The organism is Arthrobacter sp. lap29 (assembly GCF_032458965.1).
Lineage (GTDB): Bacteria > Actinomycetota > Actinomycetes > Actinomycetales > Micrococcaceae > Specibacter > Specibacter psychrochitiniphilus.
On sequence record NZ_JAUCEK010000001.1, the window covers coordinates 613,355 to 638,593 of the forward strand.

The window sequence follows — 25,239 nt, forward strand, 5'->3', positions numbered from 1 at the left end:
GAGTCACGCGAAGACCAAACTGATCTACCACCGCGGGACTCTGCCATGGAGGCGCAAAATAAAAACATTGCGATTACGTGGGGAACCGAAAGTAAGCCTTTCTGTTATTGGGAATTTTGGCAGTATCTTTTTTGACTCTGACCGGATGGACTCCAGGAAACGGTTCAGACAATAACACCGGAAGCTCGGCATCTTCACCGGGTAAGGCGGCCAACACGGCAACTTTTTGCCGAACCGCCCAACACGGTCCCCAACTGGATTTGGCCGTTAGTGCGCATCGCTGATTTTTCGGTATCCAACATTTCCGATCTGCAGCAGCTGATGTTCCGTCCGCTGTATTGGTTCGGCAATGCCGGAAAGGCCGAGGTCAGTGACCAGCTGAGTTTGGCGGCCCAGCTTCTGTCTAGCAACCGGGCAACACGCTCGCCATCACTCTCAAGGACTACAAGTGGTCCAACGGGACGGACGTTACCTCCACTGCTGTCATGTTCTGGTACAACATGTCCAAAGCCGAAAAGACCAACTTTGCCGCCTATGTACCGAGGCAGTTCCCGGACAACCTTTCCTTAGCTACTGCACCGGATGCTAAGACAGTCGTGTTCACAACCGACAAGGTTTATAGCGAGCAGTGGATGCTGTACAACCAGCTCAGTCAGATCACACCGATGCCCCGGCCTGGGCTATGACCAGTGCCACGGCCAAGGGCGAGTGTGCCACGAATGAGGCAAGCTGTGCAGCCGTTTACACCTATCTGGTGTCCGCAACCAAGGATCTGCCTACCTACGCAACGAACCCGTTGTGGAAGGTTGTTGACGGCCCCTGGATGCTCAAGAGTTTCAATGCCGACAGGCACATCACCTTTGACCCGAGCACCAAGTACTCCGGATCGGTGAAGGCCACCCTGAAGGAATTCATTGAGGTGCCGTTCTCTACGGACGCCGCCGAGTTCAATGTCTTGCGCGGTGCCAGCGCCATAGATGTGGGCTATATTCCCACGCAAGATCTGAGCTCCCCGCGTCCTGCCAACTCCACACCAGATCAACCAGGGCCAAATCCACTCAGTGCCAACTACACTATGGCGCCGTGGAATCTGTACGGCATCAACTACTTCCCGATCAACTACAACAACCCCACGGTGGTGCCGGTCTTCAAGCAGCTGTACTTCCGCCAGGCACTGCAATCCGTGGTTGACCAGAAAGGAATCATCACCAACGCGGCTAAGAATTACGGCTTCCAGACCACCGGCCCCGTGCCGCTGTTCCCGGAGAGTCCGCTGATTTCTACCACGGAGCAAACTAACCCCTACCCGTTCGACATCTCCGCAGCCACCAAGTACCTCACGGACAATGGCTGGTCCGTCACGCCGGGCCAGGCCGCAACGTGTACCAAACCCGGAACGGCGGCCGGCCGCAGCAATATGCCTGCTTTGTTCCATGCACCACGCCGCTGTATGTGTCAGAGGCCGCAGATTTGCGCACCACCGTCCCCGAGCTCGCAAGGGTGGCGCCTGCCACCTTCATCCCGAAGGATGGCGTGCCGTGTTGCAGATCACACACGTGATCAAGGGCTTCCCTGTCCCAGCCGGGGCTATTCTGCGCCGCCATGTGGGTGACATCAGTGCAGTCTCCGAGGTGACACTGGCCATCCCGCGCGGCAAGGAGGCGAAGGAGGGCCGGCGGAACGTACAGTTCATGTTCCAGGACTCCTACGCCTCCCTGGACCCGCGGATGCGGGTTCGTTCCATCCTGCGCGAGCCGCTGGACATTCAACACGTTGGCTCGGCTAGAGAACGTAATGACCGCGTCGATGAACTACTGGCCGCCGTGGGGCTACCAGCCTGGGCCGCCGAACGGTACCCGCACGAATTTTCCGGTGGCCAGCGCCAGCGCATCGGCCTGGCTCGGGCGCTGGCATTGCAACCCGGGCTGATAGTCGTCGACGAGCCCGTTTCAGCGCTGGATGTCTCCGTTCAGGCGCAGGTACTGAACCTGATGAAGGAGCTCCAGCATGACCGCGAGCTGACTTACTTGTTCATTAGCCACGATTTGTCCGTGGTGCGCTATCTATCTGACGTCATTGCCGTGATGTACCTGGGCAAGATGGTGGAGGTGGGCCCGGCCGCCGAGGTCTATGCCCACCCTCAGCACCACTACACGCGCGGGTTGATAGACACCGTGCCCATTCCCGACCCCGTGGTGGAGCGGGCCAAGGCCAAACTTGGCGTTGCCGGCGAGTTGCCCTCAGCCATGAACCCGCCCAGCGGCTGCCGTTTCCGCACCCGCTGTCCTGCGGCTCAGGAGATTTGTGCGCAGGTGGTGCCGCCTCTGCAGCCCGGAGGTGGAACGGTGCCCCTGCCACCTGAATCTCTGGTGGAAGCCACCGCATCGGCTGCCGCAGCCGGAACCGTGCCTCACCTGACAGCGTGCCATTTCCCCATCAACGCTCACGCCGCCGTCGACACTCTGCTCGGTGGGCCTCCTCCCGGCGGGGGAATGTCAGAGTGATCCGGTACCCTGCCTAAATGAGTAAAACCCGGATTGTGTTCGTCCACGGGCTCGACGGGTTTGGTGCCGCAGCCTGGCCCGCCCAGCACTTGCTGGCCGGGCGCTATGACGCCTTGTTCCTCAAGCGCAGCGGATTTGATGCGTTTTCAGAGCCTACGGCGACAAATTTTTTTACCGACGCTCGGATTGTTGCCGATGCCTTGGGGGCAGGCGGCCATGTTGTGGCGCACGCCCAAGGTGCCATTGCGGCCATGATGGCTGCCGTGGAACACCCGCACTTGGTCCAGTCACTGACGCTGGTGGAACCGGCACTGACCTCCTTGACAGCGGAACTACCGGCAACCATGGCGTACCGTGAGCACCTGGAACCGCTGTTTGCCCGGCGCACTGAGCTCAGCGACGAAGATTTTGCGCGCGAGTACTACCGGCTGACGGCTGCCCCTGGAGGGGCCGGTTCCGGAGGGTACCGTTCGGGGGTTTCCGGAACGGTTGGCGCCGGTTCGGAACGTACCGTGATAGGTAGTGCTCAGGGACCTGAATCCATTGGCCGAGTCTCGGCACGGCTGCGCCTGCAGTCCCCGTCATGGGAAGCGCCGCTGCACATTGTGCCAGGCGTCCCCACTCTGGTACTGACAGGTGGTTGGGAACCACTGTATGAGGAAGTGGCTGATTACCTCGCCACCACGGGAGCCCGGCACGTGGTGTCCCGCGGCGGCCACCGTCCACAGGATACCGAGGAGGGCGCAGGAATCATCGGGTCATTCATAGCTGAAACGCAGGCACGTGTCACCGGCGGCCAGCCGCGGGGCTGAGACGAACCCGGTACCCTTGACGGGTTGCGTGACTGCGGCTCCAATCACATGTCACAGCCGGGAACTAGACTTGCGCCATGCTAGAAATTCGGCCCGCAGCGCTCAGTGAGTTCTCGCTCCTGCCTGAGCTTGAGGCCGCAGCGGACCAGGCGTTTGGTTCCCTGACACCGCCTCTGCCCTACGGAAACTTCCCGCCGCCCGGGACAGCGGTTGATTATGCCGGTGCCTTCCACATCATGGTTGCCGGCCGCCCACCAGTGGGCTTCATCCGGTTGGAGATTGTGGACGGTGCGGCGCATCTGCAGCAACTGGCCGTCAGCCCGGACTACGCACGCCAAGGGATTGGGCGTGCCCTCGTGGCAGCCGCCAAAGCCTGGGCGCGTGAAGCGGGATTCACTTCCATGACACTCATTACGTTTAAACAGGTGCCCTTCAATGCCCCCTTCTATGCCAGGTGTGGATTCACGGAGCTGCGACCGGAAGAGTACGGACAGGAACTGGCCGTGTTGCGTACCGCGGAGGCGGCTGCGGGTCTGGACGGTATGGGCGCCCGGATAGCCATGAAGGCCGTTCTGCCCGCCTAGCAGCCCCCGCCCCAAGAACCCGTGCCCACTAACCACCGCCCCTAGAACCCCGCCCCCTGGAATAACTTGAAGCTTCAAGTAGTTGTGGTGGTGTAATCGCGCTAAACCTTGGAGCAAATATGACCGCCGCACAAGACCTTTTGTCAGCAGAGCTCACCATGGGCACCGTGATGCTCAAGGTGGGCAACATGAAAGCTATGGCCGACTACTACCACCGGGCCTTGGCTCTGGATGTAGTTGCCGAAGCGGACGGTGGTCAGTACTTGGGCCGCGGCACCACACCTTTGGTGCACCTGCAGCCAGCCGGGAATCTGCGTATTCCGGGCAGCGGCGAGGCCGGACTCTTTCACACGGCACTGCTCTTCAATGACCAGTCCGCTCTGGCCGCCACGGTAGCCACCGCAGCCCGCTACAACCCCCAGGCCTTCGCTGGCAGCGCAGATCATCTGGTCTCCGAGGCCTTCTACTTCACCGACCCCGAAGGCAATGGCATTGAGCTGTACTGGGACCGTCCACGGGATCAGTGGCAATGGAAGAATGGCGAGGTGGAGATGGCCACCCTGTCCCTCCCGCCTCAGCGCTACCTCGAATCGCACCTGAGCGAGGAATCCGTGACCGAACAGCGCAATGCGGCGGCCGGCGTCGGGCATGTCCATCTGCAGGTGGGTGAGATCCGCGCCGCGGAAAAGTTCTACGTGAACATTCTCGGCTTTGAAAAGAGCGCAGGATTCCATGGTCAGGCACTGTTCGTCTCGGCGGGTGGCTACCACCATCACATGGCCATGAACGTGTGGAACAGCCGCGGTGCCCGTCCCCGTAAGGACACCCTCGGGCTCGGGGAGGTGCTCATTCAGGTGCCCGGCAAGGACGACGTCGGGGCCCTGGCGGAGCGTTTGGCCCACCACGGCATTGCGGTTGCCGCAACGGGTGCCGAGATTCAATTTGAGGATCCGTGGAAAAACCGGATCCGCGTTAGTGTTGATTCCGTACAGTCTGGGCATTAACACCCCGGGCGCCCGGGGATAATGCATCCCGGATCCCCAACTTGAAAGGCTTATGCGTGGCCAATTACTCAGAGTTCTTCATTGCAGACCACCACCAGGCTGTTGCCCGGGCCAAGGCGCGGATGGCAGGGAAGTCTCCACTCATTGACGTGCCGGTCCTGCCAACTCCGGGCCTGAGCGACTTTGAAATTGAAGTCTTGGGCGAATTTGCCGTCAAGAAAGTCCATGCCACGGGTGTTGGGGCGGAGCTCAGCTTGGTTGATATTGAACTGGATAACTTGTTTGCCGTGCCGGATGCGCTCCTTGAGGTCTTTGCAGAACTTGATGCCCTCGAAGAGCCCGAGGACATTGCCGAGCTGGCTGCGCAATGGGCTGCTGCGGAGGAAATGGAATCCACCCCGGAAATCACCGAGCCGCTGCTGCGCGCTCTGGCTGCCATGGCCGCAGCAGCCTTGGCAGCCGCCGAGGACAACGCGAAGATGGCCCTGTTCTTCTACTCCGCCGAGTAACATAGCCCGGAACTCTGCCGCATGGAACTCTAAAATGATCCTGATCCCGCTTTCGGACCCCGAAATTCCGGGATCAGAAAGCGGGATCAGGATCATTTTCGCGAAGTCGCATCTGTTGGTTCTCGTCCATGACGGATGACACACAAACTCGGTTGCGTAACGAGTCGCACAGTCCGTTATTAATCTGGCATAATGGACAGGTACTCGATCCGCATGGCCCCTCTCTCCGTGTGATGATCCTGTCCTTAGAAGTCCGCCGCACGGCCCGCCCCACGGGAGCGTAAAACGGATTTCGCCCCTTTTTCGAACCAGGAGTAACCACAAAAGTGGCTGTAAAGATTCGCCTTAAGCGCTTTGGTAAAATGCGCGCCCCGTACTACCGCATCGTCGTCATGGACTCACACTCAAAGCGTGACGGCCGTGCCATCGAGGAAATCGGTAAGTACCACCCGACCGAAAACCCGTCCTTCATTGAGGTCACCAGCGACCGCGCTCAGTACTGGCTTTCCGTCGGTGCTCAGCCGTCTGAGCCTGTTGCCAAGATCTTGAAGATCACCGGTGACTGGCAGAAGTTCAAGGGACTCAAGGGCGCCGAAGGCACCTTGAAGACCAAGGCTCCCAAGGTTCCCTTCGTAGCTCCGGAAGCCAAGAACGTTGTTGTCAAGGAAGCCATCACCAAGAAGGCCAAGAAGGCTGACGAGGCAGAGGCAACCGAGAGCACCGAGGCCGAGTAACTTGTTGGCTGAAGCGCTGGAGCACCTTGTTCGCGGGATAGTTGACTCTCCCGAGGACGTCAAGGTGAGCGTCAAGAACAACCGCCGCGGGGAATCCCTCGAAGTGCGAGTTCATCAAGACGATCTGGGCCGGGTTATTGGCCGCCAGGGTCGCACCGCCCGTGCCTTGCGCACAGTGGTTGCCGCTCTGGCCCATGGCGAGCCGGTGCGTGTTGACGTTGTTGACACGGATCGCCGCCACTAACCTGGCCGGATCTTGGAGCAGCTAGCGCTGCATCAAGTTTTCAGCAGTAAAGCCAAACGTTTGGCCCCGGCACCAACACGGTGACGGGGCCAAATTTTTCCCCAAATTTCAGCAACACATGAGGAGTACCCATGCAGGTCCAGGTCGCCCGGATTGGCAAGCCCCACGGCATTAAAGGTGAAGTGACTGTTCTGGTCCTCACCGACGCCCCCGACTCCCGCTTTAGTCCCGGCGCCGAGTTCGTTGTGGAACCGGCCACCATTGGCCAGCTCACCGTCAAGAGCTCGCGCTGGAACAAGGACATCCTCCTGCTGGGCTTCGAAGGCACCACCACGCGCAATGAAGCCGAGCTGCTGCGCGGCGCCAGCCTGTTCTTCGAATCCGATGATGACCAAGACGACGACGCCTGGTACGAACACGAATTGCTGGGCCTTGAAGTGCGGGTAGGCAAGGCCGTGGTTGGTAAGGTGACGGGGCTGCGGACCCAGGCCGTGCAGGATCTGCTCATCGTCGAAGACGCCGATGGGGACGAGGTTCTGGTCCCGTTTGTTGACGAGATTGTTCCCGAGGTCAACATCGAGGACGGTTATGTTCTACTGACCCCACCGGCCGGTCTGTTCACTGTCAACAAGGAAGTCAGTGCCAGCGACGAGTCCGGCGAGGCTGCCGATCTCACCGGCACCAAGCCCACCACCGGCACCGACGGTTCGGAAGGAACGCAGGCGTAATGCGCTTTGACGTAGTCAGCATCTTCCCCGAATACCTGGCACCCCTGGATCTGAGCCTGATCGGCAAGGCTCGCACGGAAGGGTTGCTGGAACTGGTAGTTCATGACTTGCGCAGCTACACGGCTGACCGGCACCGTACCGTGGATGACACACCCTACGGTGGCGGGGCAGGCATGGTCATGAAGCCGGAACCGTGGGCGCAGGCCCTCACCGACATTGCCGCCACCTCCCCCGCGGCCGACGGCGCACGGCCCACCTTGATTGTGCCTGCCCCGGCTGGTGAGGTTTTCAATCAGGCTCTGGCCTACGAACTTGCCCAAGAGAAACATCTTGTCTTCGCTTGTGGCCGCTACGAAGGCATCGACGAGCGGGTGCTGGAATGGGCTGCGGAGGACTACATTGTCCGCCCCGTGAGCCTGGGTGACTATGTGCTCAACGGTGGCGAAGTTGCTGTGCTGGCCATGGTGGAAGCCATTGGCCGGCTCATCCCCGGTGTGGTGGGCAACCCCGAATCCCTCATTGAGGAGTCCCACTCTGACGGGCTGCTGGAATACCCCGTCTACACCAAACCCTCCAGTTGGCGGGATCGGGAAGTCCCCGAGGTGCTGCTGAGCGGCAACCACGGCAAGATTGCTAAGTTCCGGAGGGAACACCAGCTGCGCCGCACCGCGGAGCGCCGCCCGGATCTGATTGACGCTCTGGACGTCTCCAACTTCAGTAAAGCCGAACGCAACGTGCTCTGGGAACTTGGGTACGCCGTCGAGCATGGAAAAGCAATCAAACGCCAGGAAAGCTAGTTAACTCAATTAGTTCCAGAGCCTTGAGTGTGGCAAAATAGACAGATGTGCTCGACTGGGCGCGTTCCTGCTACAGGGGGAGCGTTCGTCAACAGGCAGCACACTGGTGTCCCATCCATGGGAACCGGTCCAATTCTTTCGCTTCCCAGGACTGGCTGTATGCCGCCCGCGGGAAACGTGACACAAAGTAAATGACCTGTGGCGTTTACCTGGAGTGAGAAAATGCATCTTCTCGATTCTGTTGACGCAGCCAGCCTGCGCAGCGACATCCCCACCTTCCGTGCAGGCGATACCGTTAATGTTCATGTGAACATTATTGAAGGTTCCCGCGCACGTGTTCAGGTATTCAAGGGCTTTGTCCTTGGCCGCCAGGGCGACGGCATCCGCGAGACCTTCACGGTCCGCAAGATCTCCTTCGGCGTCGGCGTAGAGCGTACCTTCCCGGTACACTCCCCGGTACTGGATAAGATCGAGGTCGTTACCAAGGGTGACGTGCGCCGCGCCAAGCTGTACTACATGCGTAACCTGCGCGGCAAGGCTGCCAAGATCAAGGAAAAGCGCGACAACCTTCCCACCAAGTAACAAAGGGATTCGCACTTTGACTCAAGCGAAACGCCAGTCCAGGAAACTGGGCTGGCGTTTTGTTGTTCTTGGCGTAGCGGTCATCTTTCTTTTCCTGGCATTGGTCCGCAATGTTTGGATGGATGTTTACTACATCCCGTCGGAATCCATGGAACCGCTGCTTCTCACCGGCGACCGCGTTTTGGTTTCCCGGGTGGCCTTCACCAACAGGGCCATTGAACGCGGCGACGTGGTGGTCTTTGACGGTAGGGGATCATTTGTGCCCTGGAATTCGGGGGCAGGAGACGTAGCTGACGCCATTGTGGGGGCCGGACAATGGCTGGGACTGGTGCCCAATGACAACATCTACGTCAAGCGCGTACTTGGCGTTGCCGGAGACACGGTCAAATGCTGCTCCGCGAGCGGATTGTTGGAGGTCAACGGCGTCCCTGTTACTGAGAGTTACCTGTATCCCGGGGATGATCCCAGCGCGTTGACGTTCGAGGTGCGCGTCCCACAAGGTAAATTGTGGCTAATGGGTGATCACCGCAATGTTTCCTTGGATTCCAGATCTCTTCTGGGAGCTCCCGGGGGCGGGCTGATTTCCACTGAACGGGTCATTGGTTCTCCGATCGCCACGGTGTGGCCACTAGGCCGAATGCACGTGCTTGAGCAGGCCTCCGGCAGTGGTAAGAACACCGCTGGGTTGCCGTAAACGTTTTTCTCACACCTGCCCCAGGTGTGGATGTAGGTAGCTAGAGATGACTTTGCTAAGGAAATAATCGCTGATGCAACACAATGTTCCAGAAGAGTCCGGTGAGCCGGCTCCCCAAGGGGAAACCACCCCGGAATCTTCAGATGCGAGGGTGCGTCAGGAGCATCGTGCCCGCCATTTGAAGTCAGAGCCGGCCACGCATGTTCCAGATTCTGCCGGACAGCGAGTAGGCAAGCAGGCGCTGGCATGGGGCAAAGAACTGCTCACCATTGTTGTTATTGCCCTGGTGTTGTCCTTCCTGATCAAGACTTTCCTGTTCCGTGCCTTCTACATTCCTTCCGGTTCCATGGAGAACACCCTGGAAATTAACGACAGGATCTTTGTGAACCTGCTCGTGCCCCAGCCATTCGCTCTCCAGCGCGGGGACGTCGTCGTTTTCAAGGACACACAAGGGTGGCTCAAGCCGCAGACCAACGTCAACGGGCCCACAGGATGGCTCAGCGACGTGGCCACCTTCATTGGCCTGGCACCGGATAGTTCCCAACAGCACCTGGTTAAAAGGGTTATTGGCATGCCAGGAGACAAGGTTGTCTGCTGCAACAATGATGGAAAAATCACCATCAACGGCACTGCCATCACCGAGCCTTACCTCTTCCCTGGAGCGGCACCCTCGGACACCACTTTTGAGGTCACCGTCCCCGAAGGGCACTTGTGGGTCATGGGGGACCATCGCAACAACTCACAAGATTCGCGCTACCACCAGAGCTACGACCAGACCGGCTTTGTCCCGATCGCCGATGTTGAGGGTAGGGCTGTTGTCATTGCCTGGCCGCTGTCCCGGTTAGGTTTCCTTGGCAACTACCCGGACGTTTTTGCTGACGTACCGCAGCCGCAGACCAAGAGCGTGAGCACCAGTGCCGACACCACGGCAGGCCCGTAATGGCAGCCGCGGCGCCCACCCTTGAGTGGGAGCGAGAACTCGCCGCACAGGGCTATTTCGCTGTGGCGGGGTGCGATGAAGTAGGGCGAGGCTCCCTGGCTGGACCTGTCAGCGTTGGCGTGGTCATCATCCATCCGGACACAGCCCGCGAACTACCCGGCGTCAAGGACAGCAAACTCTTGCGAGTATCAGTACGGGAAGCACTGGTACCCGCCATTATTGATTGGGCTGCAGCCAGTGCTGTAGGCCATGCCCAGGCGCCGGAAATTGACGCCTTGGGATTGGTGAGCGCACTGCGGCTGGCTGGCAGCCGGGCCATGGCCCAGGCGGCAGCGACCGTGATTCCTGACTTTGTCATCCTCGATGGTGATCAGGACTGGCTTTCAGCTCCGGAGCCGGATCTTTTTTCGCCCGCACACGAAGCTGAGGCTGCCGTGGCGCCGTGGCGGATCCAGACACGAATCAAAGCTGACATGACCTGCCTCTCGGTGGCGGCCGCCAGCGTCCTGGCCAAAGTGGAGCGTGATGGCATCATGATGGGGTTGGCTCAGGAATTCCCTGCGTTCGGCTGGGACTCCAACATGGGCTACGGAACCGTGGCACACAAGGCCGCCATTGCCAGCGAAGGCCCCACCGACCATCATCGCAAGACCTGGCGCCTGCTGTAGAAGCTGTCCCCGGCTCCGTTCGCCAGCGTGGCCCGTTGGATAAGTGGGCACTGCGTGATGGATGATGGATGCATGAGTGCTGAGGATCTGGAAAACTACGAGACTGAGATGGAACTACAGCTTTACCGCGAATACCGGGACGTGGTGAATCTGTTCAGTTACGTGGTGGAAACTGAACGCCGATTTTATTTGGCCAACCACGTAGATTTGCAGGCCCGCTCGGCAGACGGCGAAGTTTACTTTGACCTGACGCTGCAGGATGCCTGGGTATGGGATGTCTACCGTACAGCCCGGTTCGTCAAGAACGTCCGGGTCATCACGTTCAAGGACGTCAACGTTGAAGAGCTCATGAAGTCTGACGATCTGCAGATCCCCAAGGACGGCGAGTTGGGTTCCTTCGGCTGAGCGGCTTGGCACTGCCCTCAACTGTGCCTCACCTGAGCTGGCACTAACACCCTTGCTGCCAGCCACACCCTGAAGCCACACCGTGGGTCTAAGAACGACGCCGGAACTTGCCTTCCGCTCGTCTTCTTTGCCGTGCGCTGTTCCTCCACAGCCGCCGCGTAGCCGGTACTGTCCACACTGGGGCCTTGCTCCCTTTCTCTGCGCTCCGAACCAGGCAATGCTGGCCGTGGAGGCAGTCATGAAAGCAAAAGATATACTCGGCCAGACCGGTGAGCGGATGGCCGCAGACTTTTTGGAAGACCGCGGCATTCGGGTCATTGACAGCAATTGGCGGTGTCCTAGCGGCGAAATTGATCTCGTGGCGTTAGATGGTGGCGAACTAGTCATTGTTGAAGTCAAAACGCGCCGCTCCCGCCGGTATGGGGATCCCCTCGAAGCCCTGACGCAGGCCAAACTGTCCAGGCTGCGCACTTTGGCTGTGCTCTGGGCTAGGGAGCATCAGTACGTGGGAGGATCTCTGCGCATTGATGCTCTGGGCATTGTCATGGACACGGCTGGTCCGCCGAGCTTCGACCACCTCAAGGGGGTGGCTTGATGAGTATGGGACGGGCGCTTGCCGTGGCGCTAGTGGGCCTGAACGGGCACGTGATTGAAGTTGAGGCTGACATTGGCCAAACCCTGCCAGCCTTTGTTCTGTTAGGACTTCCTGACGCGTCACTTTCGGAGGCTCGGGAGAGGATCCGTTCGGCATCGCAAAACTCTGGGATCCCTTTGAGCAGGAGGAAGATCACCGTCAATTTGGTGCCAGCATCGCTGCCCAAAAAAGGCTCAGGCTTTGACCTTGCCATTGTGATGGCAGCATTGAATGCGGCCGGGGATGTGCACCGCACTGGGGGTACGGTATTTATTGCCGAACTGGGACTGGATGGGCGGCTCCGGCCAGTTCGTGGAGTCTTGCCAGCTGTCCTGGCCGCGTGCACGGCTGGTTGCGAGGACTTTGTTGTGGCCACAGCAAATTTGGCAGAGGCGCGGCTGGTGAAGGGGGCCAAGGTCCGCGGCTATGACAATCTTGCCCAAGTGGCTCTGGCTTTCAATGCAGACCCAAAGAAGCTGTGCGGGGTTCAAGGGGGCTGGCAGGGCGGGGATTTTGCGCAGATGGCCGGAACACCAGCTGCTGCGGCTCAACCGCAGGCGGATCTGGCTGAGGTAGCAGGCCAGCCCGTGGCACGGCTGGCTTTGGAGATTGCTGCCGCGGGCGGCCACCACCTGATGATGGTGGGGCCGCCGGGATCTGGCAAGACCATGCTGGCGGAACGGTTGCCAGGACTCTTGCCGGATCTTAGCGATGCCGAAGCCATGGAGGTCACGGCCATCCATTCCCTCGATCACAGAGGTTCCGGGCTAAGGGAGCTTCTCCGGCGACCGCCGTATGAGCGCCCGCATCATTCGGCCAGCACGGCGGCCATCATTGGCGGTGGCAGCGGAATTCCCCGGCCCGGTGCCGCCACCAGGGCACATCGTGGGGTGCTATTCCTGGATGAGTCAAGAACTTGATAACACCCCGCGTTTCATTTCCAGTTTACCTGCCCACCAGCAAGCCTGCTGCAGCCAGACTAGTGAGATGTTGAGCTTTGGGTAAGTTATACCGCTACTATTTTCGAGGCGCGGGCCAGCGCTCCTGTGTTGCAATCGCTGCGGTAGCGTTACAAATGGCCCACACCCGGCGCGGGCTGCGTTTTCTCTCCAGCCAGCTCGAGCCTGCAGGCGGTGTCCAACCCGGTATCGTCAACCAGTCCCTCGAGCAGGCCGTTGCCAAGGTCCGGCAGGCCATGATTTTCTCCATGGCGGACACTATGGTCGAGGTCATCAACAATGGACTTCAGGTCACCGAGGCGACCGGGTATCCCTGGCTGGACTAGTACGGGTACGAAAAGAACGTCGAGGCGTCTAAACGGACCAAGAGGTTGGAGACGGAGAACACCAGGCTCAGGCGCTTGCTGGCCGAGACAAAATTTATCGTCGACATCCTCAATGAGGAGGCGACTGGAAAGTCTTTTAGCCAGAGCCCGCAACCTAGCCGTGCGTATGTCGGTGGAGAAGTTCGGGGCTTGCGAACGCGTCGCCTGCAACGTCCTTAGGCAAGAACCGGTTCGCGTTTCACAAGAAAAAACCGAAATGGAAGATGAGGGGCGTTAGAGTCGGCAGAGGCAGAGGCAGAGGCAGAGGCAGAGCCAGAGCCAGAGCCAGGGTTCTGGTAGTTGATACGTGGATCACACGTCATGGGGTGATCCTTTCCCTTACTGAGGACCGGTAGACGCCGAGATCCCCTCGGGTGCATAGTGGTTCTACCGGGGTGTCTGGGAGTCGGGGGTGGTGTGGTGCCAGTGGACGAGGAGCTGCGTCGAAGGGCTGTCTCGGCCGTGCTCGATGGAGGCATGACACGGGTTGCCGTGTGTAAGCAACATGGGATCAGTAAATACCATTTGCGCATCTGGGTTCAGCAAGAAAAGGATCGCCGCGAAGGATCGACTGATGAGTCGATCATCAGGGCGCAAGAAGCCACTGAGGAAGGATTCAACGGGGAAGAAACTACCGAGAGCCGACTACGTCGGCTGGCGGCTGAATGGGGGGAGCCCGAACGTTATGTGGCGCGGATCCAGTCCGGCCTAAGAAAGGCAAAGCAGACGAAAAATTGGGTACGCTACGGCGTATGCTGGCCGCTTTGGCTGGTTGCGGGTCTGCTCTATGTCTTACTAATTTTTATAATCTTGGCCGTTGTTCTTAGTAGGTGCAACAGCACGGTGAACGCTTTGCAGTGCGTGGGGTTATTCTCCGTAGGCGGACTGGTTTTTGTGATTGTTCATGTTTCTATTTGGGCGATAACTGGATACTTGGAAAGTTGGGTTTTCAGATTAATCGCACCCTTTGCTTTCGCCGTAACTCATCTCCAAGGGGCGTGGGAGCAGTTGCAGGCAACTGACGCATGCGTATTCCACAATCCGCAAAGCATGAGGGAGGGAATGATTCGCGACCAGATCACCGAGCAGATCGGCAGTGCCGCCTCTACTTTGGACGCGACTTGGCGACTTGGACGGCCACTAGGTGCGTCTATCAACCGTGGGATCGAACGTGATTCGCGAAGGCAAGTTGCGGCATATGTTGCCAAAGCGGAGTATCTGCTTTGGGACGGGGGCATTGTGGGTCGACTTCAAGCCATCGAAATCCTGCAGGTCGGTGCCTATGAAACGATCCTGCGGAATTGGACCCTCCATGAGTTCAAGGGGGTGAAGGCCCCTTCCAGCACCTCACCGAAGCAGCGGCGGAAACTCACCCCAAAGGCGATCGTCTCTTGGAGTGGTGTAATCCTCAGCGTGGCTTGGCAATTGTTTGGCCCCGAAGACCAAAGTCCATTCCATATCATTCGCGAATTCCTTCACAGCAATGCGTGGTTTGGCCAGTAGATCCAAAGAGTCCTACGCAATTTAGTAAGGTCGGTTGATGGCCCAAGCTTCGCAACGGATTTTTCCTGTCAAAGGACAGGAATCGATCGAGGCCAGCTGAATGGGCGTCGATTATTTGGACGATTAAGACACTATGCCGTAACTGGCTCACCTTGGCTCGCAGTTCCTGGATAAAGAAGAATGCTCAGCACCTTCATCCCAGTAGGGATACGCCTCCCTACGCTGCTAGGACACGACCCGTCTCAACTTCGGTTCCTCAAATGCCTTATTCATTTGGTGGACCGCGGTTTGGTACGTCTGATCCTTGGTAAGGCGGTGCTGGTGTGTTCTACTCCGGTGCTTTCGTTGTAGTCAGAAGTGAGTTGTTACTGCAAAAAAACAGTAGTGTTGCTGGGGCCGGGGATCACACCGCCTGAGGCGGCAGGGGCTGAGGGGGCTCTCTGGAGTTTAGAGTTTAGCCCGCGCTAGTGCGCGAGGAGGCCAGTCCCGGAGTTATCTCAACCGAGACAGATGGCTCGAGGGCGAAATCCTCGCCAGCCAACCAAACCTGTCTTGACGAGCGTTGCTGGTGGGACCGCTTATCCGTGAAGATACGGGAGAGGTATGTTATTTGTTGAGACAAGGAATCAATAAGACCCTACGCTTCTTCTACATTTTTATCACACGTTTCGTCCTGGTCGATGATCTATAGTGCGCTAGCACTCCAGAATGGCTCTGAATGGCGAAACTTGCGGCGGGGTATCTGTCATAACTTGCCCCGGGGAGGGGAGGTTTTGATGGGCCGTTAGATACCCGCCACTGGACTATCCGTCGTTCATCCATCGGTGTGGTTGCGTATCAGCTGACGTCTGGAGTGTTGCCACTGGAGGCATCACGTGTTAACAGTGTCCTGATGCAGAAATGTCACCAGTGCTTTGTGGCATCACACGACGAACCGTGGAGAGCTGGATTATTCGTATGATCATCTCTGCAGGGGTGTGGTCTCAGCGACTGCGCATCGGGGTGACGTTGATAGACGACAAAGCGGCTTTCCAAGCCGATGGTTGGCCGAAACTTCCGGTTGCTGGTTAGGACCAATTTCAACGGGGATCGTGGCGTCGGGCCAGGATAGTTGCGAGGTGTCGCCGCATGCTTTGGTTGTCTCAATTTTCCGTGGACACCTGTCAAACGCCACTGACGTTGAAGTTGGGTCTGCTCCGCCTCCTATTCTGCTATTTCCACATTTTGTCTAGGCTAGGTCCATGGACGAGAGCATAGAAGCACCTGACCCGCTCATATCCCTGCCGGCGCCTCCCGCTTCAGCGGAGGAAAGGAAAGCTGAACGATCGTTAGAAACGCGTCTTGCGGTCATAAGTTTATTAGCAGCCTTGTTGGGGGCCCTAGTTGGTGGCGGAGCTACGCTCTGGGCGAGCTCGTTGGCAAACGGAGCTCAATTGAGGCAACAAGAAATATCTATCTCAGACTCTCTGAGGGCTGAGTCAAGGGAACAACGCACCGTGGTATACCGGCAGTGGCTCGATGCTGAACAGGCTGCAAAATCGGCGGCTGCCGCTTGGAGATTCTGCGGGTCCTTTATTAGCATGGAAGAGAGTTGTGAAACAAGTCGAAATACTTTGTTTCAAAAATTGAATGAGCTATCGAAGGCACTCATCGAAATTCAAATATTTGGCAGTGAGCGTGCGACTGAGGTTGCTACCCATTATCAAAATCTGGCCGGGGGGTGGAATAATATGAAGGATACGGGAACTCGTGGAGTGCGTCTCCCCGCGCCGCCCTCTGACTCTGACTTGATTCTTTTGCGCGATGAATTCATTTCCATCAGCTGTTTTGAGCTTTCGGCGGAGCCGCGCAACACCTGCACAGGTTAACCAGGCTCTTCAGAATCCAGAGTGTAGTTTCGGTCTGAAGCCTCCGGATTCCAACAGTGATCTGGGGACTTAGTTGGTGAGGTTGCGGAAGCTCAGGGCTGAGCCTCGGAGGTGTTCCAGCCTGCCATTGATGGATTCGGTTGGGCCATTGGATGTTCCTGGTAGATCGAAGTAGGCCAACACGTCAGTGGTCCGCCGTTTCAGGGTCCGTCCGAGTGTTTGAGTTCAGTGAGTGCTGCTGGGACGCTGGTGCTGAGCGAATCAACAGCGGCCTGCATGAGCTTCTTGCCTTGGGCCCTGTCTTTTTCCCGGTAGGCCGTGATCATGCGTTGATAGATGCCCCAGATAGCTTCGACCTCAACATAAGTATCAGCGGCAAACAAGTCTTCCAAGCGTGTCTTTTGCTTCTCGGTGAGTAGATTGGCACCGGTGTGCAGTGTTCGCCGTGCTTTGTAGAGCGGGTCGCCGGCCCGTCCGTGATGCCCGCAGCTTGCTTGCTGGATGCGTCGGTGGCAGTTGTGCAACGCATCGCCTGCGAGACGGATGACATGGAATGGATCCATGACCGAAACCGCGTCGGGAAGCTCATCTGTCGCGGCGCTTTTGAAGCCAGAGAACCTGTCCATGGCCACGACCTCAACACCGTCCCTCCATGCCTGCGGGCGTCCCTGCAACCAGGTAGCGAAGACTTGCTTTGACCGTCCTTCAACCATGTCCAGCAGGCGGGAAGGACGGGTTCCGTCCCTGATCGGGGTGAGGTCAATGATGACGGTGACGTACTTCTCCCCTCGTCGGTTGTGCCGCCAAACATGCTCATCAACACCAATGACTTTCACCCCGTCGAAACGGTGCAAGTCATTAGTGAGTACACGCCGTCATTCGGCCAGGACGGCCTTGTTTGCGGTGTTTCAGGTGACGCCAAGGCCTTCAGCTATACGTGCCACGGTGAGGTGTTGGCGCACGATTCCCTCCAGCGCCCAACGTAGCCCGCGGCGAGAGAGCTTTGCTCTGGGCTCTGCCGCTTTCATGGTGTCTTGGCGCCACACATGCCCGCAGCCGGTGCAATGGTAGCGGCGGATTAGTACCAATAACGTGGTGGGTCGCCAACCGAAAGGTTCATGACCAAGTTCGCGCATGACACTATCCCGGGGGGACTCCCTGGCGTCCACGCCTGTGGCACCAATCATCAGCAGCAACAAAACGGCAAGCAAGAACGGCACGATCCGGGCGGACATACTGCCCGGTCACCTCAAGTCCGAGGCCATCAAGGCGGCAAAAAGTAGTCAGGTCAGGGCATTGAAAGGTAGCGTTGAACACGAGGGCCTTGCTGTAGAAACTTTCGATCCAGACTGTCTAATTTTCTACCCAGGCCCTCAGCCATACCGAATCAGGTTACCCGCCCCGGACGCCACACACGGCAGTCTTAACTACACTCTGGATTCGGAAGAGCCGCATTGCTTGAGGAGCTCACTCGTGTCCCGAACGGTCAAGCTGCTGTTGGGAAAGAATCAATCAAGTTTATTTTGTCGGACTGGATCGGATCGTCGGCGGCGGAGCATCTCCACAGCAAATGACGCCAGGAAATAGCGTTGCTGCGAGATGGCGCTCTTGGGGTTGTCTTGGATTCTCAGCCCATTTTTGCCCCGGACATCGATCACGGTTGCGCGAATCGTGACGGTGGGTCTCTGGGCTGCACGTCGACGTCGGCCCAGTGGATCGCGAGTGCCTCGCCGATCCGTGCACCGGTGGCGAGCTGGATGTCCACGACCTCGAGGATGTCTTTTTCATGTAGTACGTTTTGGCGGCCAGTTGGTTGTTGCCAGGTGGAGACGGCGTGGCGAAGTTTGGCTACTTCGTCGATCGTTAGGGCTCGGACCTCTTTGCTGCTGCTGGGGATTCGCGCGACTTCACGCAGTGGATTGGCTGGAGCTGCGCCATGGCGTGTGGCTAGGGACAGCATGCCGGAGAGTAGTGTTCTGGTCATTTTGGCTGTTGCGTTGCCGTGTTTGGTGCGAACGCCTTTGAGGAATTTGTCTAAGGTGGACACGTTGGCTTCGCGGATGGTGAGGTTGCCAACGCCCGGCAGGATGTAGGTGTCGATGACTTCCCTGTAGCGGCGTCGTGTATTGGCGGCTCTGTCTAGGTCTTCAAATTCGAGCCACCAGAATTTGGAGAGTTCACTCATGACCATGTCGGGGCTGATCACGTCGTCGGTGGGTGGGAGCATGGCGTTGAGTTTTGCCAGCAGAGCGGCTTCTGCCTGTGCCCCGGTTGGTGCGGTCGCTTGATACATTCGGGGCTTGCCGTCATAGGCGCGCATGGTCGCCCCAGCCCTCCGTGTGGTTGGGCCCAGCTTGCGGCGAGTTACTTTCCCCCATGTTCCTAGGGGGGTTTTTGCTCTAGCCAATGGGGTCTTCTGTCGTGGCGAGCCACGCGTTGAAGTCTGTGCGGCTGATGCGAAGGTGGCGTCCGATCCTGTGAGCTTTGGGCCCTGTGTGCTTGACTCGCCATTGGTAGAAGGTCTGTTCGGGGATCTGTAATTCGTGACAGATCTCCTTGGGTGTCATCCACTCATCAACGAAGCTCGTGGTGGATGGGCCTTGGCTTGGCTGGTCGATCATCGGAATCTCCTTTTTCAATTTCGGTATTCCTCTTCCATGGCTCACAGGCGCCGAAACTACATGACTTCCATTGGTCTGGCTCAATAACGACGGCGGTCGGTTCACCCTATCGCTGGTCAAGAAGTGCGCGTTGGTAGGGTAGCAGCAGCCATTTCTGTTTTGGATGTGCCATCACTGCGGTGGTCGGCGTTTTCAGTCTCGACCAAGTTCTGTTGCGGTGCGAGAGGCGGTTCGCGAGCTCCTCTCATTTGAAGTCGCTTGAAGGCAGTTTCCGGGCAGACGATACTTGAGGTAGCTGCAAGATTCGGATTGGAGAGACTATGGTGGACCACGAAGCGCCAGATACGGCCAACGATGTTGATATTGTCGGGCGCACACCTCAAGGTGAACTGTCTCGAAGGCTTCGTCTCCTGCTGGACATTGTTGTCGACGAGACTGGTCGGCCTGTGCTTTTCTCGGATATTAGTGCGGCGATGGCCACTCGTGGTGTGAAACTGTCCAGGGCACGGTGGAACTACATGAAGGATGGCAACGGGCGGTTGATCCCGGATCGAACTTTGTTGATGGCTTTGGCAGACTTTTTCAACGTAGTCCACGTTTTTTTGCTCAGCGTCGAGGACATGGAAACCCCCGAATTGACTGAATCCCAGCTTGAGTTAGTAAAGGTCTTGCGAGCGGAACGGGTCAGGCGGTTTACGGCCGAGACTCTGGGTGACGTGTCGCCACAGACGTTGGATGTGACTATTGATTATCTGGATCAGGATGCGTCCCTGCACTCTGAGGGAGGATCGGCTGCTGATTCCGGAGATAGTTCTGATGGGCCGCATAAAGTTCTGTGATGCGGTGATCGTCCACTGAGTATCGTGGTGACCTGCCGTGCCGGCGGCCTTGGATGATGTCCACGACGATGGCCCCAGTCTTTTCCAGTGCGAGCAGATGTTGGGCAACACTAGCCTCGCTGGCACTGACAGCGTCGACGATGTCGCCGCGAGGTACCGGCCCGTGGCCTTCCAAGTACCTGAGGATTTCGCTGCGGCCGCGATTGCCGAAGGCCTCGACGGCCGCTTCGACATCTGATGTCCATGCAATGTCAACGGGATGCGTAATTTTAGGCATGGTTCCATTCTGCCTCCGTTATCCACAGATTGACATAGTGGGGGTTGACTAGGTCAAATCTTGATCTGACAATGGTTTATATAGTCTTTGGGCTTCTGTTGAACAATTGGAAACCCTGTCATGGCCGTAACGCTGTCGATTCTTTTGGTTGGCGTAGGGGCTGACCCGTACAGTGTGCAGTTTTTCTTGAACGAAGACGATCATGGTCTCTTACACGTCAACCCGACCGACCTACCGCAAGGATCTGCTCCCGTGCGATTTCAGACCGGGTTCCGGGGCTGACGGTCCCATGATCCGTGGCGACGATGTCATCACGGCGGTGGATGATGTCTCCTGTTTTGTCCGTTCTCGCCTGACCCGGGCTGGGTGCGCCTACGAGCTGGACGACGTGCTTCAGGACATCCGCATCGCCGTGTGGTCTGGAGTGTCCCAGGGCCGTTACCAGTCGTTGCCCGGTGTCCGATTTGGTGCGTGGGTCCAAGGCATTGCCAACCACGTGTGCGCCGCTCACATTGCCAAGGCAGCCTCCCACTTCACCGTTCCCCTGTTCACGGAGGACACCGATGACCATGCCGCCTTCGACCGGGCGCAGGATGTCGTGGTCGAGCCATCAGGGGTTACTGATCAGGAGTGGGCGCTCCATGTCTTGAAGCTGACACGGATGTGTGCCGGCGAAGAAGCATGGGGGTCCGCCATGTTTCTTCTGATGGATGACTTTGACGATAGCGACGGCTCGGCATCCTGCGAGGGCGCAGATACCCCGGCCTATCGCAGGGCACTCAGGGATTTGAAGTTTGTGCGCCAGATGGCGATCACGGTGAAGAACGCACTGGCCGCCGTTGACTTCGATGAGAGAAAACCGGGGGTTGTGGCTGTGCGTGCGTCTGAATGTTTGCCGACTGAGCTGCACAGGGCCATCGCGGCAACGATCGTTGCTCCGCGATTGAATGGACGCGACAGGCAGGCCGCACTTTCTGTTGTTGCAGCCAAGGTCAATGTCACACCCCGCTACGTCGCTGTCCAGACCGGCCGTGCTAGGGCCCTCTACAAGGCAGCCCTGAAAGTCATGAGGATGTCGCAACCGGTGTGAACTCGGCACCTGTTCCTCCTCGGTCAGGCGTGTGTGCCCCTTCGGCCATCTCGGACTGACAGTCTCGACCGACAGCCATCTCCTGTTGACATGCAAGACGGTGTGGCCCGGCTCGAAAGAGCCTCCGTAGATCCGCTGTGGTTGGGTCATACGTCTTTGGCTCCTGTGCCGCATGGATGTGCAAAGGAGGCCAACAATGCGCAACGCATCAGCTTGGATGAGAGATCTTCCCCATTCCCGGCGACAATGGCTACTGACTGCCCTCGTAGTCACCCTCGCTGCCGTCGTCATCGCCCTGTTCCTGACGCCAGACAAGTCCCCGATCCCAAAAGAGGAGAGTGTTTCGGCGGTCCCGACTCTGCCCCCGTCTTCGGTTCCGCCCAGCCAGGCAACGGCCGGGCCGGGTCCTGCAGCCGCAGCTGCCACGGTGCCACTGGTTGTTGCGGTGTCGCCGGGGGAGCCGAAGACCCTTGATTTCAAGAAGTACGCCCAGGACACTGCCCAGGCGTTGTTCACTTGGGACACGCGCACCGCAACGTATACCCAGGTATATTCCCATGTGCGTAGTTGGTGGGTTGTCCTCGCTGATGGTTCGAACCCGCTGACCGTGTATACGCAGGAGTTCGAGGGAACCGGGATTAACTCGGCAGCGTTCGCTCAACTCTCCACCTATGGCGCGTACCGGACTGCCACCGTTACCGGGACCAGCTGTGACGATGCGTTGGCGCAATTCCGGGATCATCCGGCCCCTTGGGTTGGGCTGCATGTTTGCACGATGACGGTCAGCGTCACCGACCGTTCCGCCGTAGATCCACACGTGACCGCTTACCGTGTACCGGTGAGTGTCATGGTGAATTGTCCACCGGCACCCACGGCCCCGGCCAACCGATGCGCGCTGGTGGGCTTTTACACAATGGCCAGCAGAATCGTCTACTGATGCCCGCCGCAGCTCTGGCCGCAATCGCGAAAGCCCGACTGATCCAGCGCACTCTTGCCTCGCTGGTCATTGTGGTCCCAGTGGGGATGGCAGCCCTGCTCGGCGGGACCAGCGTCGTCGTCGCTCAAATCGCGGACACAAACCAACCCTGCACGTTGGCGCCCCAAACCCCTGCGCCCACAGGAGCAGTCTCGCACCCGTCATTGACGCCTCGCGCCAGCAACGAGGGGCTGACTGTTCCCGGTCCGGACGGTGTACCACTGACACTTGACCCGAAGCAGCAAAGCGTCGCAGGAGCTTATCAGTCGGTGGGTGCTTCCCTGGGTGTTCCGTCACGGGGGATCCAGATTGCCATCATGGTGGCCCTTCAAGAATCCGGGCTCAGGATGCTGGCCAACCCTGCTGTACCCGAATCGCTGAGTATGCCGCACGATGGTCTTGGCTACGACCATGATTCCCTCGGATCCGCGCAACAGCGGCCCAGCGCAGGATGGGGGAGCACCCGGGAACTGATGACACCTGCCTATAACGCCGAGGCTTTCTTTGGTGGCCCGAGCGGGCCCAACCACGGGTCCCTTCCCGGACTGCTCGACATTTCGGGCTGGGATTCGATGGGCTTGGGACAGGCTGCCCAAGCCGTACAGGTGTCCGCCTTCCCTGAACTCTACGAACGGTGGGAATCTGCGGCCCTGGCCATCGTGTCTTCTGTCAATGGGACGGACGTCCCGCAATCATGCGTACAAGCCGCACCTTCAGAGGACCAGTCCGCACCGCCGATCCCTGCCGACCTGAGCACGACACGGCAAGCCATTCTCGGGTTTGCCCAGGAAGGCGTGGGCGGCAGTTACGTATGGGGCGGTACGGCATTCAAAGCCTGGGACTGCTCCGGCTATGTGCAATGGATCTATGCTCAAGTCGGGATTCAACTACCGCGCACGGAACAGTGGATGGCCGGGCGTCTAACGTCCGCTCCGCAGCCGGGGGATCTGGTAGTTCAGAACCCGGATGGGCCAAATCATTGGGGTCACGTCGGTATCTACGCAGGGTCAGGGATGATGTACAGCGCCTTGAACCCCTCGGTGGGAACACTGCTCCACCCCGTCAGCTGGAATCCAGGCACACAATACTTCACCCTCCTTGGACCCGCCCCGGCTACCTGACGGTTGCTGGCGAAACATTGGTCATGCGGGATGGGGTCGTGTGGTCCATGGAAGGGGAGAAGCAAACGCTAGGTCTGCCTCTACTATCCGGATGGAGTAGTGTCATGAATTTTGCGCCCGTAGATCCGGGAATCGTCCCCAACAGCAATTTTCCCTTTCTTGAGTCCCTCAAGGAAATCGGTGGAGGGATCTTGGTGGGGGCCTTTATTGTCATCGCCATTGTGGCGATTATTGGTGCCGCTATGCTGCTGGCCGGCAAACTCAGTCAGTCCTCCCGTCTCGCCTCCGGCGGGGGGATGATCCTGCTCTGGACGGGACCCATCGCCGCGATCCTTGGCGGGATCAACGGCTACATCCTGTGGTCGCAGTCCGCCTTCAATCTCGGGTTCTGAGTTGTTGTTATGCCAGCGATTGAGTGCACTCTCGGGGGATGGTGGCCGTTGGGCTGTGGACTGGCTTCTGCGGCGAAGGACTCCGTTAATGACAGTATTAGCGGCTTCTTCGCCGGAATTTTGGTGAGTATTGCCTCGTGGTTGTGGTCTTTTATTTCTGGTGCGTTCGGCGTCTCCGATGTCGACGATTCACAGTGGACGGCAGTCCAAGGATTGACGAGCTGGTGGGTCGTGGTCATGATGACGCCGTTAGTGTCCGTCATGATCCTCCAACTGGTTTCGGGCCTGATCTCTCAACAACCGCGACGGATCTGGCGGGCCCTGATCGGCGGATTTGTTGCTGTTCCCGTCGTGGGCGGTGCCGTCTATCTCATGAGGGCTCTGACACGTGTCAGTGATAGCGCCTCCACTGCGCTACTGGCCACGATGGGATCTGACCCGTACGTGGTGTTCATGCGGCTCTTCGGATTTCAACGCGGGCCAGCGGGTTCGGGGCAGGCCTGGGTCCTCACCTCGATCGGAGGACAAGGCATGACGGGGGATCAAGTCACCGGCACCATAGTAGTCACAGTCTTGGCCACGCTCATCGTCTGGGTTCTGGCATTTATCCTGATGTGTTCGATGATCTTCCGTTCCTTCGCACTGATCGTGCTGGCCGCAGTGGCCCCCGTTGCGCTGATGCTGATGCCGTGGGAGAAAACCAAATCCTGGGCGGGCCGGTGGTGTGAGATTGTCATCGCATTGTTGATAGCAAAACCGCTCGCGGCGACTGTCCTGGCCGTTGCCGTAAAACTGTACGCAGACTCCACATCCTTCGCTGGGTTGGCTGCCGGCGCTGTGGGCATGACCTTGGCTTGTGCCGCTCCGTTGATGGCATTGAAGCTTGTCGGTTTTGCGGGTGGTGAACTCGCGGCAGCAGCCCAAACCGCGGGTGGAGGACATCTCGCTCGCACGGGGGCAAATTTTGCCGGCCGACAGCTTGGGCAACAGCTCCGAGGGCACCACATGCTCGGCTCAGGTGGCGGTATGAAAAGCCCCAAAATCATTCAATCGAGAGAGAAACCAGAGACTGCCCATGTGAAGGATGCTGTGGATTCCAGCTCTACATCCTCGGAAGATAAACCCATTATTCAACAACGCCCGGGAGCCGCAGCGACTCAACAGGCTCCGGCCCCTCCGGTACCTAGTTCAGTGCCGACTCAGCCAGCACAGGCGTCAGCGGCTCCAACCCCGGATCGAAGCCAGAGCGCTGGCCAGTCCCGAGCGCCACAACCGCCGCCGAGACGGAACGCCGCCACAACCAAGATTCCTTCGCCAGCTCCACCAAAACAGTCAAGGACAGGAACGCCGAGGCCAGAAGGCGGCCCGTCGAGTTCTGGCCCTGCACGG

Annotated in this window: 29 protein-coding genes and 3 pseudogenes; 27 read left to right on the plus strand and 5 right to left on the minus strand. The window is 58.6% G+C overall.

Annotated elements, in window-relative coordinates; genetic code table 11:
* Positions 1-425: 425 nt before the first annotated feature.
* The 21 genes and pseudogenes from RY113_RS02730 to RY113_RS02830 form a co-directional block, all read left to right on the plus strand.
* Positions 426-686 (plus strand): annotated as a pseudogene (locus RY113_RS02730) (ABC transporter substrate-binding protein); the annotation flags it as partial.
* Positions 683-1,612 carry an ABC transporter substrate-binding protein gene (locus RY113_RS02735; protein WP_315913224.1) on the plus strand — a complete coding sequence of 310 codons (930 nt, stop codon included), beginning with the start codon at positions 683-685 and terminating at the stop codon, positions 1,610-1,612. The pseudogene RY113_RS02730 and the gene RY113_RS02735, both read left to right, overlap by 4 nt.
* Complete coding sequence (locus RY113_RS02740) at positions 1,539-2,504, plus strand: ABC transporter ATP-binding protein (RefSeq protein WP_315913225.1); 966 nt, start codon at positions 1,539-1,541, stop codon at positions 2,502-2,504. Before RY113_RS02735 ends, RY113_RS02740 begins: the two co-directional genes overlap by 74 nt.
* 17 nt (positions 2,505-2,521) lie before the next feature.
* Positions 2,522-3,316: an alpha/beta hydrolase gene (locus RY113_RS02745; RefSeq protein ID WP_315913226.1), complete on the plus strand. Its 795-nt coding sequence runs from the start codon at positions 2,522-2,524 to the stop codon at positions 3,314-3,316.
* Between the two features lie 77 nt (positions 3,317-3,393).
* Positions 3,394-3,900, plus strand: coding sequence for a GNAT family N-acetyltransferase (locus RY113_RS02750; protein WP_315913227.1), 507 nt, complete (start codon positions 3,394-3,396; stop codon positions 3,898-3,900).
* A gap of 119 nt (positions 3,901-4,019) precedes the next feature.
* Positions 4,020-4,904, plus strand: coding sequence for a VOC family protein (locus RY113_RS02755; protein ID WP_315913228.1), 885 nt, complete (start codon positions 4,020-4,022; stop codon positions 4,902-4,904).
* Between the two features lie 56 nt (positions 4,905-4,960).
* A complete protein-coding gene (locus tag RY113_RS02760) occupies positions 4,961-5,413 on the plus strand; it encodes a hypothetical protein (protein WP_315913229.1) in 453 nt (150 codons plus the stop codon).
* Between the two features lie 326 nt (positions 5,414-5,739).
* Positions 5,740-6,147 carry a 30S ribosomal protein S16 gene (gene rpsP, locus RY113_RS02765; RefSeq protein ID WP_110107348.1) on the plus strand — a complete coding sequence of 136 codons (408 nt, stop codon included), beginning with the start codon at positions 5,740-5,742 and terminating at the stop codon, positions 6,145-6,147.
* 1 nt (position 6,148) lies between these two features.
* Positions 6,149-6,391, plus strand: coding sequence for an RNA-binding protein (locus RY113_RS02770; protein ID WP_315913230.1), 243 nt, complete (start codon positions 6,149-6,151; stop codon positions 6,389-6,391).
* 131 nt (positions 6,392-6,522) lie between these two features.
* Entirely contained in the window at positions 6,523-7,119 is a 597-nt protein-coding gene (gene rimM / locus RY113_RS02775) for a ribosome maturation factor RimM (RefSeq protein WP_110107352.1), read from the plus strand.
* Positions 7,119-7,916, plus strand: a complete 798-nt coding sequence (trmD, locus tag RY113_RS02780) for a tRNA (guanosine(37)-N1)-methyltransferase TrmD (RefSeq protein ID WP_110107354.1) — start codon at positions 7,119-7,121, stop codon at positions 7,914-7,916. The genes rimM and trmD overlap by 1 nt, the downstream gene beginning before the upstream one ends.
* 222 nt (positions 7,917-8,138) lie before the next feature.
* Positions 8,139-8,498 carry a 50S ribosomal protein L19 gene (rplS, locus tag RY113_RS02785; RefSeq protein WP_110107356.1) on the plus strand — a complete coding sequence of 120 codons (360 nt, stop codon included), beginning with the start codon at positions 8,139-8,141 and terminating at the stop codon, positions 8,496-8,498.
* A 16-nt stretch (positions 8,499-8,514) separates the two neighbouring features.
* A complete protein-coding gene (gene lepB, locus RY113_RS02790) occupies positions 8,515-9,192 on the plus strand; it encodes a signal peptidase I (protein WP_110107358.1) in 678 nt (225 codons plus the stop codon).
* A 73-nt stretch (positions 9,193-9,265) separates the two neighbouring features.
* Positions 9,266-10,132, plus strand: a complete 867-nt coding sequence (gene lepB / locus RY113_RS02795; RefSeq protein ID WP_110107360.1) for a signal peptidase I — start codon at positions 9,266-9,268, stop codon at positions 10,130-10,132.
* Positions 10,132-10,800 (plus strand): ribonuclease HII, encoded by a 669-nt coding sequence (locus tag RY113_RS02800; RefSeq protein ID WP_315913233.1) that lies wholly within the window; start codon positions 10,132-10,134, stop codon positions 10,798-10,800. The genes lepB (RY113_RS02795) and RY113_RS02800 overlap by 1 nt, the downstream gene beginning before the upstream one ends.
* Positions 10,801-10,872: 72 nt before the next feature.
* Positions 10,873-11,205, plus strand: coding sequence for a DUF2469 domain-containing protein (locus RY113_RS02805; protein ID WP_110107364.1), 333 nt, complete (start codon positions 10,873-10,875; stop codon positions 11,203-11,205).
* A 238-nt stretch (positions 11,206-11,443) separates the two neighbouring features.
* Positions 11,444-11,800, plus strand: coding sequence for a YraN family protein (locus RY113_RS02810; RefSeq protein ID WP_315913235.1), 357 nt, complete (start codon positions 11,444-11,446; stop codon positions 11,798-11,800).
* Positions 11,800-12,750, plus strand: a pseudogene (locus tag RY113_RS02815) (YifB family Mg chelatase-like AAA ATPase); the annotation flags it as partial. The gene RY113_RS02810 and the pseudogene RY113_RS02815, both read left to right, overlap by 1 nt.
* A 164-nt stretch (positions 12,751-12,914) precedes the next feature.
* Complete coding sequence (locus RY113_RS02820; protein WP_315913237.1) at positions 12,915-13,124, plus strand: hypothetical protein; 210 nt, start codon at positions 12,915-12,917, stop codon at positions 13,122-13,124.
* Positions 13,125-13,589: 465 nt separating this feature from the next.
* Positions 13,590-14,666, plus strand: coding sequence for a transposase (locus RY113_RS02825; RefSeq protein ID WP_315913239.1), 1,077 nt, complete (start codon positions 13,590-13,592; stop codon positions 14,664-14,666).
* Between the two features lie 1,241 nt (positions 14,667-15,907).
* Positions 15,908-16,534, plus strand: a complete 627-nt coding sequence (locus RY113_RS02830; protein WP_315913242.1) for a hypothetical protein — start codon at positions 15,908-15,910, stop codon at positions 16,532-16,534.
* A gap of 69 nt (positions 16,535-16,603) precedes the next feature.
* On the opposite strand, the pseudogene RY113_RS02835 reads toward RY113_RS02830, so the two are convergent.
* The 3 genes and pseudogenes from RY113_RS02835 to RY113_RS02845 form a co-directional block, all read right to left on the minus strand.
* Positions 16,604-17,851: pseudogene (locus RY113_RS02835) on the minus strand (ISL3 family transposase).
* Between the two features lie 337 nt (positions 17,852-18,188).
* The gene (locus RY113_RS02840) at positions 18,189-18,854 is read right to left on the minus strand and encodes a site-specific integrase (protein ID WP_315913244.1); all 666 of its coding nucleotides are present in this window, start codon (positions 18,852-18,854) and stop codon (positions 18,189-18,191) included.
* 79 nt (positions 18,855-18,933) lie between these two features.
* Positions 18,934-19,155 carry a helix-turn-helix domain-containing protein gene (locus tag RY113_RS02845; RefSeq protein ID WP_315913246.1) on the minus strand — a complete coding sequence of 74 codons (222 nt, stop codon included), beginning with the start codon at positions 19,153-19,155 and terminating at the stop codon, positions 18,934-18,936.
* 320 nt (positions 19,156-19,475) lie between these two features.
* On the opposite strand from RY113_RS02845, the gene RY113_RS02850 reads away from it, so the two are divergent.
* The 6 genes from RY113_RS02850 to RY113_RS02875 all read left to right on the plus strand — a co-directional run bounded on the left by RY113_RS02850 (position 19,476) and on the right by RY113_RS02875 (position 23,850).
* Positions 19,476-19,994, plus strand: coding sequence for a hypothetical protein (locus RY113_RS02850; protein ID WP_315913248.1), 519 nt, complete (start codon positions 19,476-19,478; stop codon positions 19,992-19,994).
* A 97-nt stretch (positions 19,995-20,091) separates the two neighbouring features.
* Positions 20,092-20,232: a hypothetical protein gene (locus RY113_RS02855; protein ID WP_315913249.1), complete on the plus strand. Its 141-nt coding sequence runs from the start codon at positions 20,092-20,094 to the stop codon at positions 20,230-20,232.
* A gap of 241 nt (positions 20,233-20,473) precedes the next feature.
* On the plus strand, positions 20,474-21,361 hold the full coding sequence (locus RY113_RS02860; RefSeq protein WP_315913250.1) for a hypothetical protein: 888 nt from the start codon (positions 20,474-20,476) through the stop codon (positions 21,359-21,361).
* Between the two features lie 196 nt (positions 21,362-21,557).
* Entirely contained in the window at positions 21,558-22,298 is a 741-nt protein-coding gene (locus RY113_RS02865; protein WP_315913251.1) for a hypothetical protein, read from the plus strand.
* Positions 22,298-23,458: a C40 family peptidase gene (locus RY113_RS02870; protein WP_315913252.1), complete on the plus strand. Its 1,161-nt coding sequence runs from the start codon at positions 22,298-22,300 to the stop codon at positions 23,456-23,458. Before RY113_RS02865 ends, RY113_RS02870 begins: the two co-directional genes overlap by 1 nt.
* A gap of 104 nt (positions 23,459-23,562) precedes the next feature.
* A complete protein-coding gene (locus RY113_RS02875) occupies positions 23,563-23,850 on the plus strand; it encodes a hypothetical protein (protein WP_315913254.1) in 288 nt (95 codons plus the stop codon).
* 542 nt (positions 23,851-24,392) lie between these two features.
* Here RY113_RS02875 and RY113_RS02880 read toward each other — a convergent pair.
* Together RY113_RS02880 and RY113_RS02885 are read right to left on the minus strand one after the other, a co-directional pair.
* Complete coding sequence (locus RY113_RS02880; RefSeq protein WP_315913256.1) at positions 24,393-24,695, minus strand: hypothetical protein; 303 nt, start codon at positions 24,693-24,695, stop codon at positions 24,393-24,395.
* Positions 24,696-25,033: 338 nt separating this feature from the next.
* Positions 25,034-25,237, minus strand: a complete 204-nt coding sequence (locus tag RY113_RS02885) for a hypothetical protein (RefSeq protein ID WP_315913257.1) — start codon at positions 25,235-25,237, stop codon at positions 25,034-25,036.
* Between the last annotated feature and the right edge of the window lie 2 nt (positions 25,238-25,239).

Excerpts from the sequence above, each read along its gene's own strand:
- RY113_RS02735 (WP_315913224.1), top strand. The coding sequence starts at position 683 with ATGACCAGTGCCACGGCCAAGGGCGAGTGTGCCACGAATGAGGCAAGC.
- RY113_RS02745 (WP_315913226.1), top strand. The coding sequence starts at position 2,522 with ATGAGTAAAACCCGGATTGTGTTCGTCCACGGGCTCGACGGGTTTGGT.
- RY113_RS02750 (WP_315913227.1), top strand. The coding sequence starts at position 3,394 with ATGCTAGAAATTCGGCCCGCAGCGCTCAGTGAGTTCTCGCTCCTGCCT.
- RY113_RS02755 (WP_315913228.1), top strand. The coding sequence starts at position 4,020 with ATGACCGCCGCACAAGACCTTTTGTCAGCAGAGCTCACCATGGGCACC.
- rimM (WP_110107352.1), top strand. The coding sequence starts at position 6,523 with ATGCAGGTCCAGGTCGCCCGGATTGGCAAGCCCCACGGCATTAAAGGT.
- trmD (WP_110107354.1), top strand. The coding sequence starts at position 7,119 with ATGCGCTTTGACGTAGTCAGCATCTTCCCCGAATACCTGGCACCCCTG.
- rplS (WP_110107356.1), top strand. The coding sequence starts at position 8,139 with ATGCATCTTCTCGATTCTGTTGACGCAGCCAGCCTGCGCAGCGACATC.
- lepB (WP_110107360.1), top strand. The coding sequence starts at position 9,266 with ATGCAACACAATGTTCCAGAAGAGTCCGGTGAGCCGGCTCCCCAAGGG.
- RY113_RS02800 (WP_315913233.1), top strand. The coding sequence starts at position 10,132 with ATGGCAGCCGCGGCGCCCACCCTTGAGTGGGAGCGAGAACTCGCCGCA.
- RY113_RS02805 (WP_110107364.1), top strand. The coding sequence starts at position 10,873 with ATGAGTGCTGAGGATCTGGAAAACTACGAGACTGAGATGGAACTACAG.
- RY113_RS02810 (WP_315913235.1), top strand. The coding sequence starts at position 11,444 with ATGAAAGCAAAAGATATACTCGGCCAGACCGGTGAGCGGATGGCCGCA.
- RY113_RS02820 (WP_315913237.1), top strand. The coding sequence starts at position 12,915 with ATGGCCCACACCCGGCGCGGGCTGCGTTTTCTCTCCAGCCAGCTCGAG.
- RY113_RS02830 (WP_315913242.1), top strand. The coding sequence starts at position 15,908 with ATGGACGAGAGCATAGAAGCACCTGACCCGCTCATATCCCTGCCGGCG.
- RY113_RS02840 (WP_315913244.1), bottom strand. The coding sequence starts at position 18,854 with ATGCGCGCCTATGACGGCAAGCCCCGAATGTATCAAGCGACCGCACCA.
- RY113_RS02845 (WP_315913246.1), bottom strand. The coding sequence starts at position 19,155 with ATGATCGACCAGCCAAGCCAAGGCCCATCCACCACGAGCTTCGTTGAT.
- RY113_RS02850 (WP_315913248.1), top strand. The coding sequence starts at position 19,476 with ATGGTGGACCACGAAGCGCCAGATACGGCCAACGATGTTGATATTGTC.
- RY113_RS02855 (WP_315913249.1), top strand. The coding sequence starts at position 20,092 with ATGTTGGGCAACACTAGCCTCGCTGGCACTGACAGCGTCGACGATGTC.
- RY113_RS02860 (WP_315913250.1), top strand. The coding sequence starts at position 20,474 with ATGGTCTCTTACACGTCAACCCGACCGACCTACCGCAAGGATCTGCTC.
- RY113_RS02865 (WP_315913251.1), top strand. The coding sequence starts at position 21,558 with ATGCGCAACGCATCAGCTTGGATGAGAGATCTTCCCCATTCCCGGCGA.
- RY113_RS02870 (WP_315913252.1), top strand. The coding sequence starts at position 22,298 with ATGCCCGCCGCAGCTCTGGCCGCAATCGCGAAAGCCCGACTGATCCAG.
- RY113_RS02875 (WP_315913254.1), top strand. The coding sequence starts at position 23,563 with ATGAATTTTGCGCCCGTAGATCCGGGAATCGTCCCCAACAGCAATTTT.
- RY113_RS02880 (WP_315913256.1), bottom strand. The coding sequence starts at position 24,695 with ATGCCCACAGCGCCGGCAGCCAACCCAGCGAAGGATGTGGAGTCTGCG.